Origin of the sequence: Shewanella sp. SG41-3 (genome assembly GCF_014164545.1) — a bacterium.
Lineage (GTDB): Bacteria > Pseudomonadota > Gammaproteobacteria > Enterobacterales > Shewanellaceae > Shewanella > Shewanella vesiculosa.
Genome location: NZ_JACJFJ010000012.1, coordinates 1 through 14532 on the forward strand (window position 1 = coordinate 1; position 14532 = coordinate 14532).

The 14532-nt window shown below is 38.1% G+C and carries 16 protein-coding genes; 3 read left to right on the forward strand and 13 right to left on the reverse strand.

Annotated features, from left to right (window positions below; translation table 11 throughout):
- Positions 1-147 precede the first annotated feature (147 nt).
- The 8 genes from H5164_RS18215 to H5164_RS18250 form a co-directional block, all read right to left on the reverse strand.
- The gene (locus tag H5164_RS18215; RefSeq protein WP_124018113.1) at positions 148-354 is read right to left on the reverse strand and encodes a cold-shock protein; all 207 of its coding nucleotides are present in this window, start codon (positions 352-354) and stop codon (positions 148-150) included.
- A 253-nt stretch (positions 355-607) separates the two neighbouring features.
- Positions 608-1429, reverse strand: coding sequence for a 23S rRNA (guanine(745)-N(1))-methyltransferase (gene rlmA / locus H5164_RS18220; protein ID WP_124018112.1), 822 nt, complete (start codon positions 1427-1429; stop codon positions 608-610).
- A 25-nt stretch (positions 1430-1454) separates the two neighbouring features.
- Positions 1455-2258, reverse strand: a complete 804-nt coding sequence (locus tag H5164_RS18225) for a hypothetical protein (RefSeq protein ID WP_182757258.1) — start codon at positions 2256-2258, stop codon at positions 1455-1457.
- Positions 2259-2532: 274 nt separating this feature from the next.
- On the reverse strand, positions 2533-2847 hold the full coding sequence (locus tag H5164_RS18230; protein WP_182757259.1) for a glycoside hydrolase family protein: 315 nt from the start codon (positions 2845-2847) through the stop codon (positions 2533-2535).
- A gap of 401 nt (positions 2848-3248) precedes the next feature.
- Positions 3249-4100 carry a hypothetical protein gene (locus tag H5164_RS18235; RefSeq protein ID WP_182757260.1) on the reverse strand — a complete coding sequence of 284 codons (852 nt, stop codon included), beginning with the start codon at positions 4098-4100 and terminating at the stop codon, positions 3249-3251.
- Between the two features lie 105 nt (positions 4101-4205).
- Positions 4206-4709, reverse strand: a complete 504-nt coding sequence (locus H5164_RS18240) for a hypothetical protein (RefSeq protein WP_182757261.1) — start codon at positions 4707-4709, stop codon at positions 4206-4208.
- A 252-nt stretch (positions 4710-4961) separates the two neighbouring features.
- A complete protein-coding gene (locus H5164_RS18245; RefSeq protein WP_182757262.1) occupies positions 4962-5864 on the reverse strand; it encodes a hypothetical protein in 903 nt (300 codons plus the stop codon).
- A gap of 337 nt (positions 5865-6201) precedes the next feature.
- Entirely contained in the window at positions 6202-6711 is a 510-nt protein-coding gene (locus tag H5164_RS18250; RefSeq protein WP_182757263.1) for a hypothetical protein, read from the reverse strand.
- A 370-nt stretch (positions 6712-7081) separates the two neighbouring features.
- Between H5164_RS18250 and H5164_RS18255 the strand changes: the two genes are divergently transcribed.
- Positions 7082-7540: a Rha family transcriptional regulator gene (locus H5164_RS18255; RefSeq protein WP_310736207.1), complete on the forward strand. Its 459-nt coding sequence runs from the start codon at positions 7082-7084 to the stop codon at positions 7538-7540.
- Positions 7541-7655: 115 nt separating this feature from the next.
- Here H5164_RS18255 and H5164_RS18260 read toward each other — a convergent pair whose 3' ends face one another.
- The 5 genes from H5164_RS18260 to H5164_RS18280 all read right to left on the reverse strand — a co-directional run bounded on the left by H5164_RS18260 (position 7656) and on the right by H5164_RS18280 (position 11738).
- Positions 7656-8264 (reverse strand): transglutaminase-like domain-containing protein, encoded by a 609-nt coding sequence (locus tag H5164_RS18260; RefSeq protein ID WP_182757264.1) that lies wholly within the window; start codon positions 8262-8264, stop codon positions 7656-7658.
- 446 nt (positions 8265-8710) lie between these two features.
- Positions 8711-9403, reverse strand: coding sequence for a hypothetical protein (locus tag H5164_RS18265; protein WP_182757265.1), 693 nt, complete (start codon positions 9401-9403; stop codon positions 8711-8713).
- Between the two features lie 64 nt (positions 9404-9467).
- On the reverse strand, positions 9468-9941 hold the full coding sequence (locus tag H5164_RS18270; protein ID WP_182757266.1) for a hypothetical protein: 474 nt from the start codon (positions 9939-9941) through the stop codon (positions 9468-9470).
- 596 nt (positions 9942-10537) lie between these two features.
- The gene (locus H5164_RS18275) at positions 10538-10777 is read right to left on the reverse strand and encodes a hypothetical protein (protein WP_182757267.1); all 240 of its coding nucleotides are present in this window, start codon (positions 10775-10777) and stop codon (positions 10538-10540) included.
- A gap of 838 nt (positions 10778-11615) precedes the next feature.
- A complete protein-coding gene (locus tag H5164_RS18280) occupies positions 11616-11738 on the reverse strand; it encodes an Arm DNA-binding domain-containing protein (RefSeq protein ID WP_182757268.1) in 123 nt (40 codons plus the stop codon).
- Between the two features lie 177 nt (positions 11739-11915).
- On the opposite strand from H5164_RS18280, the gene sbcB reads away from it, so the two are divergent.
- Together sbcB and cdd are read left to right on the forward strand one after the other, a co-directional pair.
- Positions 11916-13337 carry an exodeoxyribonuclease I gene (gene sbcB / locus H5164_RS18285; protein ID WP_182757269.1) on the forward strand — a complete coding sequence of 474 codons (1422 nt, stop codon included), beginning with the start codon at positions 11916-11918 and terminating at the stop codon, positions 13335-13337.
- Between the two features lie 44 nt (positions 13338-13381).
- A complete protein-coding gene (cdd, locus tag H5164_RS18290; protein ID WP_124018439.1) occupies positions 13382-14278 on the forward strand; it encodes a cytidine deaminase in 897 nt (298 codons plus the stop codon).
- Positions 14279-14532: the final 254 nt, after the last annotated feature.

Below are 14532 nucleotides of genomic sequence, written 5' to 3' on the forward strand. Positions count from 1 at the left end.
GGTATGGGTATGGGTATGGGTATGGGTATGGGTATGGGTATGGCGACAATACAACAAGAGTGTAAAGAGTAAACATTTAAAATAAAAAAAACTGCAGCAATAAATTGCTACAGCTTTAAAGTCCTAACATTTAGCTCGAGCTAAATATTAAACTACTGAAACGTTCTCAGCTTGAGGACCTTTCTGACCTTGAGTCACAGTGAAAGAAACTTTCTGACCTTCGTCAAGAGTTTTGAAACCGTCTGAATTGATAGCACGGAAGTGAACGAATACGTCTGGACCAGACTCTTGCTCAATAAATCCGAAACCTTTATCAGAGTTAAACCACTTAACAACACCAGTAACTTGAGACATAATATAAATCCTGTAAAAAAATAGTTAAAGCCTTAACGGCGGTAAAGCTGGAAAATGCCGGTATTACTTATGTTTACAGGACGAAACTGTTCGTATTGATAAATATAAGCCCAACCTTCAAGCTGAGTAAACTATAAACCATTTTAGAAATAAGTCAACAAACATCGGCAAAACAACCCTATTTATTTAATGCCATCACAAAACGGTTTATCTTTGAGCATCAAATAGTTATTTATATCAATTATCTGATTGTTTATTGTTCGCGTTGATGAATTTCGATTTTAAAGTCTATCTCACATTCGAGCCCTTGCTCTATTATTTGAGACTTTTGTGAGTCACTCAGCTTCCAGGCGTAAGGCGTCATATTAAGAAAATGATCAATATCTTCTGTACGCGTCAGTGACAACGAATAACCAAGCTCTTCATGTGCTAAATAAGTAAATCCTGCTAATACTATCGACTCCTCAGAGTGTAGTTTGGGTTCACTGTAGATCTTCTTCTTTAACGCATAGTGATGCATAGGGCCTGGTGACACAGTAATGAGTATTCCTCCTGGTTTTATCACCCTTTGTAACTCTTCAATTTTAGAGGGCGCATAAATACGGATGGCTAAATCAAAACTGTCGTCTGCAAAAGGCATTTCAAATGCACTCGCAACGCAAAAATTCATTGTTGAATAGCGTTTTGCGGCATAACGAATGGCAAACTTAGAAATATCCAGCCCGAAAAGTTCAATATCGGATTGCGTGGCAGATTGTAGTGTTTCAAACAACCTATGACTGTAATATCCCTCACCACAGCCTATATCAAGGATTTTGTTTACATCAGTGGTATATTCAAGCGCTAACTGATTTACCTTGTCACTTAGTGGTTGATAAAAACCTTGATTAAGAAACTCCCGCCTAGCAAACATCATTTCTTTGTTATCACCAGGATCTTTGGTTTTCTTCTTCTGTACTGGTAATAAATTAACGTAACCTTCTTTTGCAAAATCAAATTGATGGCGTTGTTCACATTGCAATGATTTTTGATTTTGTACTAATGGGGCATTACAAATAGGGCAAATATAAGACATGTTGGACTCTAGAGTTACTGAAAAATTAAAGATCGTCTTCACACAGCTTATTGACCATTTCCGACACGTCTTTAGGGGCTAATAGTTCAAAACAATCTAATTTACGTTGTAGTTGTTCATTACTAACAATCTGTTCATTTGATGAATATCCTAAGTTGGTACGCTCTAATGACTGATGATAGGTGCGTAACAACCATTGGTGCTTATTTTGCAATAAATGATCAAGTTTTAATAGCTCGGTTGATACACCAGGGTGGATTTTCCCCGACTCACCCCGCAAATAGTCACGTAACTCTCGTCGTACTTGCTCCAATTCACTAATATGAACAGCAAGCATGTTAGAGGGCTCATCATGATCAAACTTACGGCCTAATATCGCTTTAGCCATAACGAGAACTTGAGGTTCGCTCAAAATCCGTAAATCATTCTCTAAGGTTACTAATTCGAAACGAGTTTCGGTAGATAAACTAAAATAAACACCCGCATCGATGTTAATGCTAACCGTTACGCCACGTCTTAGCTGTTCAATACACACCCGAGGCGCCACGCCTGTTAAAGGATATAACTTTATCCCCTGCCCCACACTACGTCTTTGCTGTGGAGTGTTGGCAGTCGGCAGCATCGTTTCAAAAGCAAAACTCAAGAACGGCTGAATTCGGGTGATGAGAGTCGCTTGAGTATGACTAACTTGGCTAACCACAAACTCAACCAAAGGACTACTCATCGCTGATAACACTAATAAGTCACTCACAGTATCAGGTAAGTGAAGCGTCAACGCAGTCGGTTGAACTATTTCACTCACACAGGGTTGAGTAAATACATGATGCATAGAATATCCCTTTATTACGTTATTGAATTTTAATCAGCAAACCCTCATTAGTCACGAGTAAACGAGTCAATATTAGAATTAATTTAATTGTAGATTAACTCATCATCATTTTTTTATGCTGATAAATATTAACATGATTTTACTCGGGAAAAGGATCTTATATTTACTATGGCTAACGCAATTCAACCGTCCCTATTTTGAGGTGTACACGCCCGTTTTGTCGCATATCCATAAAGCGCTTGGGTGCTATTCCATGTGGTGCAGTTGATTGTTTTCAATGCAGCAACCGCAGTGTTCGCAAACGTAATAGGCTGTCAATGTGCTCACCCTCGCTTAATGGCGGGGTGAGTGTAAGCAATTCACGGTCAAAGGTTTTCAGGCTAGTAGCCAGCATGTCTAAGCACTGCTGGTTCGTGAACACCAAGCCAAGTTTAATGTTACGGCCAGTTTGGCCAAAGCAGGCTGTTTCAATACCGGCAGGGTCAACATAGGTGCGCAATACTTCTCCTTCACCCGTAGCAACTAACACACCGCCAGTAAGAATGGCGCCAGTAAACCCAAGCGCCATAAGCCTTGTTTTAATATTCATGCTGCTCCTGGTAAATATGAACAAAAAAAAGGGCTCCAATACAGGAGCCCAATGGCGAGAATGTAACGAGAAAGGAAGCAAAGCCAGTTACGCAGTGGTATCAAGCTTATATAAACTGTAGCGGTTTTCAGGGGTAAAAATACGCCATATATGGCGTGTTTTACGCCACATATGGCGTTGGGCGAATGGGATTTGTGTGATATGTAAAACCGATATTTTTTAAATTTGATTTAAAAGTTATCGGTTTAGTGAGTTGCTGCAAATAAGAATCTGGACAATAGCGCTTTTACACGCTGAATCAAATTGTGTGAATATAGTAAATGTGATTAACATCGCTAACACGCACGACTTTGTAGTGAAGGACAGCCGTAACGAAAAAGCCGTCGTGGTGCTTAGCATTGTTAAGTGATCCCATAGAACTCCGGCTCCCAGTACTCTACAGGGAGTTTAGACTCGATTGCTTCAATCTCGTCAACTAAACGGTCAAGCACATTTCTTTTTGCGAGTTTTCCAGTGCACCACACCACATAACCAAGGTCATTGATAGAAGTAGCCGATCTAGCAACATCTATTATGAAATCGTCACTAATATCCTTGCGAGCAGCGACACAAGCAGATAAGTACGAAACAGGGCTCTCTTCTTCCATGAAACTAACCCGACTAAAATCAAAGCACGCCACTCTCTTGAGAGCCTGATTCTTAATGTAAAATTTTATACTATTGGAATTCCATATTTCTTTGAAAAGATCAACAACCTTTCCAGTTGATCCAACCTTAACCAAGATGGATACAGAACCTTCATCACCAAACTCTTTCCAAGCTTTGACCAGTAAGTCCTCAACATTGTCGCAGTAGCACATCTCTGCTATATGATAGGCCCTTTTTCTATCGGAGATGCCTTCTGAAAATATTTGCCAGCGGAAAAATTCCCTTAGATTGTCTGAGCTGAAGTAATGACACAGCTCCTTTATGGCTGTCCCGAGTGATATTCGACGGCGCCCTTCAGACGAAGAGAACTCACTCAGCAGCCTTTCAAGAAACCAAGAGGGAATATTGCTATCTCCACTCTGACCTCTATTTTTTATATGGCGAAGAAGCTTGTTTCGAATATCAGTGTTCGGCAGATACTCAAAGAAATTTTTGCATAGACCTTCGAGACTAATAGCTAAATAGAATGCATACTCAATTCGACTCAGGCTTCTTGCTGAGCAGCCATCTAGCTTCTTATAAAAATTTTCAATGCTATCTTCCATGCTTCACCGATAGGGGCTTAATGCCCGATTAATGGGTAAAAAAATGTGGGCTAAATAGAGTTCAGCGCATAGTCAGCTGTTTTTAGTCCTAGTTTAATTGTCTTGTTATAACGACTTCGCTAAATTTCCTATGGATTTCTTAAAGGATTCACTTTTAATCCCAAATTGTTTCATTGCAGCCTCTAAATCATGACATCTTTCAACATGTCCAAAATAGTTTGCACATTTATCTCTAGACTCGAAAACTAAAGATAAAGCGTTTTCATGTTCAGGAAAATAAATTGAAACCAACATTTTTAACTCTATGAAATCGTTTTTTACATTAGAATTGCCATCAAGTACCGCCTCTAATATTTCAGTGTTATCTAAAGTTCCAACTAAATGTAGGTATTTAAAACAAACATTGTTGAATGATCCTGACCATTTATCAAATTTTATGTATAGCTCCTCAAGCTTTAACAATTTAGATTTATTACGATCTATGTGATTAGCTTGGGCTAACAGCTTTTCACTATTAGATGAGTTAATTTTATTAGTTAAAAATACAGCACTTAATGTAAATAAACCGGTAACCACCGAACTTACAATTATCATAATATCTGATGCCATAGTATTTACCCATCGTTATAACTAAGCTGTAGAATAACTCTAGCAGCCAAATTCAATTAAAAAAACGAGCTTCTGAAATCAATCCTAAGCTCTTTTAAGACACTAGGTAATGCATTTGGAACTCATAAAACAGGTTGTTTTTCTTTAAAGTGAGTAATTCTACAGCTTCAACGCCTTGCTAAGCGGATAAAAAATTGTTGGTTATAATGTGGAGCGAAGCGTAACCTAACCAACTGTTTTAGTTACGTTATGCTATATTCCGGATATAACCTTCACAATATCGAACAGTGTAGAGTTTTCATCTTGAATTAATTCATAAACATCATCCGTCAATTCCACCCCTTGGTTCAATTCTTCTGATTGGTAAATATATGAACCGAATACAACTCTTTCATCATTATTTCTTTCAGTGAAATGTATATGATTAAACCCACACCTTTTAGCTATTTTAGAAAGGATGCGAAGGTCTTCAATTGGAACGCTGTTTCCAAAACCAACCATTTTCTTTTTTGGTATTTCTGGATCTGTTGAAGTGCTACCAAATGTTGAATTCACTTTTAACCCACTTTCAGCTAAAACGCTAACAACACTTTGGTAATTTTCTAATAAATCGTTAACCCATATATCAACATTCTTCTTCGACATCTGCTTAGCTAAAGCAATAGACTTTTCAGAATTTTGAATAGTTTTTTCTAACTTTTTAATATCCTCTTTTTGTTGCTCTGTGAGACCTATTGGCTCCGAAATATATTTAACCTGTTCTGCTATTGCTTTGATGCTTTCTTCAAGATTTGAAATCAATGTGACATTAAGTCTGTTCGATGCTTCAATTGTTTCTTTTATCTTATCGGATTCTACATCCTCTTTTTTTCTAATCATGACTACCCCCGTGCTTAACTCGAGGTACTTAGAGTAATATGAATCTTCTTGCATTTCAGGTCGATATTTTGTCTGCAGTAAAAATATACAAATCAAGAATAAAGGCACATTTAGCACACTTGCTATTATTAGAACCTCAACTGCCCACCCTTGTGTATTAATTGATACAGCCGCGCCCAAAAAGGAACCATTAACTATTATTAGCCCTGCTAACCATGCACCAAGCAACTGAATTGGTTTTGTTATTTTTTCTGGTGATATTTTCTGATTGCTCATGACTGACTCTATTTAGGCATAACAGCTTACTGAACTGCTCGACCGATATAGTCGCCTGTTTAAGTTATTGATTAATATCATCCTACATTTCCTATACATCTGAAGTAAAGCAATTTAATGGCTATTACACCTCAAATAAAAAACTTAAATTGCACGTTAAAAGTGTCAACGTCAAATGCAGAAATAATCTTGGTAGGCCATTTTTTGATAACCATCAATTCAAACAGCGCGTTTTCTCGATCTAATATTCACATAATAAAGAGTCAAATATCACGTTTTAGGGCTTGTTCAAGACTTGGGGTAAAGACGCGACTTCGCGCAACCTATCCTTAATTAGTTATGTGTGGCTACTCATTAAAATCTTCGATGATTTTTTTAAAGGAGTTAGTATTTCTTTTAATTCCAAACAACTCTGTTGATATGAAGCATATTTATCCTTGGGATAATCATTACCCATTTCGACAGCATCAAATTGATTAAAAACCTTTAACACTATACTTTGGGTATGTTCAGCATCGAATGATATTTTAGAAAAGTATAAAGCACACAACATTTCAATTTTATCCGAAACCTCTGCACTTTCAACCATTTTATCTAAAGTCCCTTGATCATTAACACCTTCATTAAACAACCTCGATAATATATCTAAAGTAAGCCTTTCGTAGGCGTACACATTCGTAAGTAACTCTTCAATTTTTGAAATAATTAATTCTTTCTTAGATTTTCTAGCAATAAACCATTGATTAGTTAGTAATAAGCAAATGGCTAATATTGCAGATAAGACGATTGCAAATAATTTAGCCTGTTCTACTGAACTGGAAAATGTTTCAAAAAACCAATTAACCATATTATTTATTTCTCAATTTTGATCTAGTTGCACACTTCGGTGATACACATAACAGCGTATGAGCGTGAATCCGATAAACATTCACAGAATGCCAATCAAAACCCAGCATCTATATCACTTTAATTACCAATATTTTTAGTAACTTATCAGTTCAAACACCGCCAATCAATCACTCTTTAGTCTAGGCGAAAGCGGAAGTCTACATAACCGCTAATTATTGCCCCATTTTTGTTAAGTCTTTAAAACAAATACGCTGTGCTTTAGGCAGCAAATAGCCGTGTGATCTAAGGTTCTCGATTACACCATGTTAGCTTTATAAAATGGCTGAACGGTTATCGATAACTCAGTTAACCGATAACTCATAAGTAAAATTGACCGCATTCTAATCGATGTCCCAAGTGAATTTACGTCAACGCATTTTTGCGTCAACGTGCAAAATCAACAGGTTGGCACCAGTCAACGCGATTTAAAGTGTTACCACCTGACCAAAGACGGTTTTATGTTTTTAGTGATGGGCTTTACCGGTGCCAAAGCTGCCGAACTTAAGATCAACTTCATTAATGCCTTTAACGAAGCCCAAAAACGACTTAGCCGCACTACACATCCGTTTGAGCGTCAGCGCATGATGTTTACATGGGAAGGCGGCAAAATAGTCAGCTCGCAACCGATACAAGATGACCAGTTTTTCACCAGCCGCGATAAATTAGTGCAGTACATGCGCGAACCCCGCTTTTTATCTCTTGAGCAATTGCTAGAAATCAGCGAAGCCGCAAACCAACAAATAGCGACATTAGCAAGATTGGCAGAGAAACAAGCCCGTTTACGCTAAAAACCACCGCTAAACGCCCATAAAAATGGCTACACCAAGTAGCCATTTTTATATGAAAACTCATAGGGTATAACGCCGCGTTCACCGGCTTGTCCGGTGCAACGCTTTGTTATAGCTATATTGAAGTACAACTTACATTTTTAACGTCTGACAACCCGTACTCTTCATCTCCAATTTTAGCGTTGCTTAACGTTGGATCAAATGCAATAACGTACTCATTTCCACACCTCAATTTGGTCTCAAAATTTGCTTTTACACCAAGAAAAACATGGCCAATACCATCAAATTCAGGCGGACGAACAATCACATACGTTTTCAGCCCTAGCTCTCTTAGCATAACAGCTGAGAGGGCAGCCTTATCTTCACAGTCACCTTTACCATCTGCAACTGTTCTAGATGGTAATCTAGTGCCTGGTCTATCAATGTCTGTTAGTTTTGCTTTTTCTTTATCGGGAGCATATTCAATCACCTGTGAAGTAAAATCCAATACAACCTGGGCTTTTTCTCTTAAACTCGCTTCTTTGGGAATGTCCAGTTTTTCAATGAAGCATTGTCCATATTTTTGATCGGTTCTGACTGCGTCAATAACTTCTTTTATACTGTCATCAGAATAGAGAGATAGCTGCTCCTTTGCTTTATTGGGATCATCTAAGCATGCAACTAACTCATTATTGCCGCAACCTGCTAAAAAAATAGTTATAAACATAATTATTAAATACTTCACACGATCTCCTTCTGAGCTATAACGTTTTAATATTTGTGCGTTGCGCTGTTTGCAGCGTATAAATCGCTTGTTGGGGTTGGCCGTTGCCGAGTCCAGGTTAATGGGTACGCTTTATGCTATAGGAATTTACTTTTTTTGATGCTAGCTCTGGGCTGCAAAGCAATGTTGAATTGATTATGAGGCTTGATTTGTATGTGTTCAATTGCAATTCCCTTGTCATTGTGGTGTTCCATCACATCTTTTTTAAGTCTAGCTGATTCAATGAGGATAATATACTCAATAGAGTCAGCATTTGGCTCCGCACTACGGCTTAGTTCAACGGCGTATTAGCGTGAATCCGATAAACATTCAGATAATGCCAACAGTAATTATATGTGACCATGTATTTCGAAGCGATGGCCAAATGTTTTTATTCCGTTTCAAAAACTTATTATGCGACTCTCAATTTATAATTCTATAGACTGATCATCACGAAAGTGCTTTATTACTCTAAATTTTATTGAAGTATTATCATAGCTAATCACTTCAATACGAGCACCTTTGTAATTTATGAAATTAGATTTTTTCATATCATATTCAACATTATTAGTGAAAGCGTTTCTCGCTGAGTCATTAGAAAATTCACGATAAGATATATTTATTTTTTGATCTACAGAACCGTTATATATGAGCGTTTGTTGAAATGCCTGACTATCGACAACCGTTTTCGCTTCTATTTTGAAACTCCCTTCATAACATGCAGCAGCTTGGTAAGAAACAGATGTAACACATACTTCATTTTCATTATTTATATGAAGAGCTACAGGTGTATCGACCAATCCAGCCGCATAAGATATGGGTAGCCCTTTACTTGTTGTTGGAGAAAAATACGATGAGCCTTTGTGCTCCCCAACACGTGAATATGAACCTTTATGTATATCGTATAATGCCCCATCTATTGTTCTATTTAATGTTAGAAAGTCCAGCGTTACTGATTTCCCCTGATCTATCATGTAATCACCAACATAAACTTCCACAACTTCGTTTAATGCAGGTTTAGAGAAGTAGTCTATCTTCGCTTCATAATTATAATTTATTGTTGAACACCCGAACATTGTCGAAGTAAAAAGCATCACAGAAAGTATTTTTACTAATCTCATTCAAAACCCTTATTTAATAAAGCTTAATACTAAGCTTTATACTGACATTATTTTTCAATTTTAGTTACGTTTGATTGCCTGATGGGCATTTTTTTACATGATTAGCGAACAACTGACTTTCATATTGTTGGTAGTCAGAAAACTCATGCAGCATAAAAGAAGAACAGCCTGTCTTAGTTACATGTAACACATGGATCCTGCCACCAATATATATTCTCTCATTTACATCAATATTACTCTGAATCTGTCTTTGTTCATTCATCATATCGACAAATATAGCTGGGATGTCATAATCCCCGTCCGGAAATGTGCATTCTGGCTTAGCTGCCAATCCATATGGCCTAGGCTCAGATTCAAAATTATTTTTTGAACGATAAGCTATCGCCATCATTTTATCTGTTTCTTGGCAATACCCAAATTGATACACTGTCGTTGTAGCATGACCAGTAATATTAAACTCTTCACAATAAGTATCCCAAAGGTTACGCAACCCCTGAGGTGTATGAAAATCTAAATTATTGATTCCATTAATTACCATTCTGTCATTAACGTGCATGGCCCAACGAGTGGCAAAACCACCTTGACCAGTTCAAGCAATCACCGTATTCAAGTGAGGTAGGTGAATTGCTTTTGAACAAAATAAAAGAGGATCTCCTTCAGGCTTCACAGCAAGGGTATCTGTTGCAATAAGAGCCTGCTCTGCATCAGAATAAAATATTAAGGACGACATAAATTCTCCAGCCAATGCATAACATTTTAATATTTATGCGCTGCGCTGTTTGCATGGCATAAACCGCTTTTTGGATTAGGCCGATGCCGAGTCCAGGTTAATGGGTAGACTTCATGCTATAGAAATTTGCTTTTTTTGAGGCTGGCTCTGAGCTGCAGAGCTGTTTTGAGTCAATTGGTATCGAGTAGTGGGTAAGCTTTTCATTGAAATTCCTTTTCTTCGTATTTTTCTAACATACATTTTTAAGCTTGGTTGATTCACTGAGGGTTATACACTCAATTGAAACCACTGTTGGCGCCGTACAGCAGCTTAGTTCAACAGCATACTAGCGTGAAGATAAACATATTAAGACATTCATCACAATCCAACGTCTATATATCTGTATTTTTAATATATTTAGTAAGTTATCGCTTTACTGAGTCAAATGCATTGTGCACGATTTTTACTAATACTTTTTGTTGCTCAAAAGAAATGGCAATAGAATCATCGAAATCCCAGCATATACTATTGTCCTTGGCAAAAACTTTTACCGCTAACTCTTGGGGTAAGCCGTCGGCCCTTTTCAACTCATTTTGAATTATCTCTTCGATGATCGACGTCTCAGAGGTCGATTCAATACAATACAATTCTGCAGTGTTACTCATAGTCATCCTTAACTAGTGAACTAGTATTTACATCAATTTAACCAGCCCATTAAAAATAACATCAAACTGAAGTGATAGAAACAAAGTTTTAGGCGATCAAAAGTTGCGGTTTAAGACGATCAAAAGTTGAGTGGAATTGTGCATCATCAAATGTAGGGTAACCCATTAATTCATTCACTTAATGGGCTTATTTTTTAGGTGAAATTGAATAGCAGAGATCAAGCCTATAAAACAACAACACAACCCCCTAAATTTTTCATATGTAGTGAAGCACTGCGCTTGTCCCCCCCCGCAGTGCACCGAGCCAGAAGGACCCATTTATTTTACCGCACTCTAAAATAGTTAGGACTATTGAGCCTAATGTTGAAGCAGAACCAATATCAGATACTCTTAATTGGAGCACATCAACGTTGGGGATCAACTGACGCCGAACAGACCAATTTAAAACTGTTTTCAACTGTTTGAGAATTGCACCGGATGTTACCCTATTCTTCTTCGACTTTTGATCAAAGAAATCAATCCATTCACCCAGAGTAATATCTTCTACTAACCGGTCTTCAAACCAAGCAAACAGATGAACTTTAAAACATGACCCATATGTTGCTACAGTACCAGGCTTTAAAGAATTACTTTGCTTTAATAGGAATTGTTCACAACAGCATCTAACGGTTGATCTGCTTCTTCGGGTATTGCGTTGTTTCCAATACACTCTTGGATCTGTATCATTCGCTAATGAGTTTCTAAGTTCTGGTATCTATTTTCGGGCTTCAGCCATTTTGACATCGGGGTATCGACCTAAGGTTAAACGCGCTGGCGACGAGGGAAATCGAAAGCGATACTACCAGGTAATGGTTCCAGCATGACTGATGCGCACACTTAAACCATCGCGGTCTGAAAGCTCAGATTTACCTGAATATGGTTTGCCGTTTATAGAGCGTAACATTGTGTCAGATAAAGACATTTTTAGAGCCTGCGTACATATTTAGTATTGATATATCGAGTTTATGACACATTAAAAATATGTACACAGATGCCCTAATAGCAAAGCAAATTCAATTGAATTGAATTGAATAAAGTGGTTTAAAATGGAATTAATCATGATTTACATGATGTTAAATAGAAAAATGAGTAAAAATAAATGAACATAAATCATGATAATCAACCATCCCTATTTTGGCACGATTACGAAACATTTGGGGCGAATCCAAGTAAAGATCGACCATCACAATTTGCAGGTATTCGAACCGATCTAGAATTGAACATTATTGGTGAGCCTGAAACCTTTTATTGTAAACTTGCACCAGATTATTTACCCGCCGCCGAAGCCATACTCATTACAGGTATAACCCCGCAACTGGCTAACCTTAAAGGTATACCTGAAGCTGAGTTTATGAAACGTATCAATGGCTTATTTAGTCAACCAAACACCTGTGTTGTAGGCTACAACTCACTACGTTTTGATGATGAAGTCAGTCGTTATGGTTTTTATCGTAACTTTATTGACCCTTACGCACGCGAGTGGCAAAACGGTAATTCGAGATGGGACATTATTGATTTAGTTCGTGCTTGCTATGCATTTCGTCCCGACGGAATTAATTGGCCCATGAAAGAAGATGGCTCACCGAGTTTTAAGCTCGAATTTCTCACTCAAGCCAATGGCTTAAGTCATGAAAAAGCTCATGATGCTATGTCAGATGTTTATGCCACCATCGCTATGGCTAAATTAATCAAGCAAAAACAGCCTAAGCTGTATGAATATTATTTTAACTTAAGACGTAAACAAGCGGTTGCGGATCATATTGATGTGCTAAAAATGCAGCCATTGGTTCATGTCAGTTCAAAAATTAGTGCGCTGCAAGGCTGTACCACATTGATTGCACCAGTGGCCTATCATCCAACGAATAAAAATGCAGTGATCTGCGTTAATTTGGCGATGGACATTTCTCCCTTGTTAACCTTGTCGGCCCAAGAAATCAGCGACCGTATGTACACCTCGCGTCAAAATCTGGCCGAAAACGAGCTGGCGATACCACTTAAACAAATTCATCTGAACAAGTGCCCGTTTATCGGTTCACCAAAATTACTTGACGATGAGGTAACAGAAAAATTACAGTTTGATAAAGCATTTGCACGCGAGCAATATAAACGCCTGAAAAATCACCCAGAATTGCGTGAAAAACTGAACCAAGTCTTTGAACTTGAATCAGACCGTAAACCGATTACTGATCCTGATTTAATGCTCTACAGCGGTGGTTTTTTCAGCCATGCCGATAAAACGAAAATGGACATTATTTGCCATACAGCACCCCATAATTTAGCCGCATTAGCATTGCAGTTTGATGATCCTCGTATCAATGAAATGTTGTTTCGCTTTAGGGCCCGTAATTACCCAGAAACATTAAGCGACAGTGAAGCTCGTAAATGGCGTGATTTCTGTCAACAACGATTATCGAATGCTGATTATGTGATAAAACTCGAAAATCTGGTCGAAGAAACCAGCGAGAATGAACACAAACAAAAGCTATTAAAAGCCCTATACCAATATTTACAATCATTATAGTGAACTTTCACTTTACACAATTTATTTCATCTAAGGATAAGGGAATGCAAAATCGATTTTTAGAGAGCATTACTCAACTAGACAAGCCTTTGGCTACCGCACTTGTGCCAATACTTCATGAGCAATTTTGTGGTCATATTGATGCGATTCAATTTGCAGAGCTTGTAAAAGCAAGCGGCAAACCAGAACAACAAGTGCTAATGGATTTATTACCTATTGCAGCTGCACTGGCTAACCCTCCTATCAGCGAATTCTACGTAGGCGCTATCGCAAAAGGTGCCAGTGGCGACTTGTACATGGGGGCTAATTTAGAATTACCCGGTGAAGCGCTATTTCACAGCGTACACGCTGAACAAAGTGCAATCAGCCACGCTTGGCTGGCCGGTGAAACAGAAATTGTTGATATTATTGTCAACTTCAGCCCTTGTGGCCACTGCCGCCAATTTATGAATGAACTAGTCAATGGCAGTAAGATTAGAATTCATTTGCCAGAGCAAGAAACTAAAACACTAGCACACTATTTGCCTTATGCGTTTGGCCCTGCTGACTTAGATGTCACCATGCCGCTATTAAGTAAACGTCAGCAAGAGTTTAATTGTGATTCTGATGACCCAATGATCATCGAAGCCATTGATCAAATGGGCCTAAGTTATGCGCCATACACCAACAATAATGCCGCTGTAGTTCTTGAAACCAAGGATGGCGCCACTTTCTGTGGTCGCTATGCTGAAAGTGCAGCATTTAATCCATCAATGCAGCCTATGCAAATGGCGTTATCAAATCTGATCCGTAATAACCGCCAATATAGCGAGATTAAGCGTGCTGTATTAGTTGAATCATCGGTAGGAAAAATTACTTTAGTGGGTGCTGCAATGGATGCTCTACATGCCATAGCCCCAATTGAACTACAACACATGGTTGTTGAACCTTTGATAGGCTAAACGCATAAGTTTGCCATCTTAATCGGCAATAAAAAGGCGCTCATATGCGCCTTTTTTATTGAATTAAATACCACATGAAACTCAGATACAGTTTAACTTTTATGGTGAACATTTATTCGAGATAAACGGCTCAACACTTGATTGAGCAAATGCAGCACAAGCCTAAGAGACACCGTTATAGAAACACAGTTTTTAGAGACACCGTTATAGAAACACAGTTTTTAGAGACACCGTTTTTAGAGACACCGTCGCTA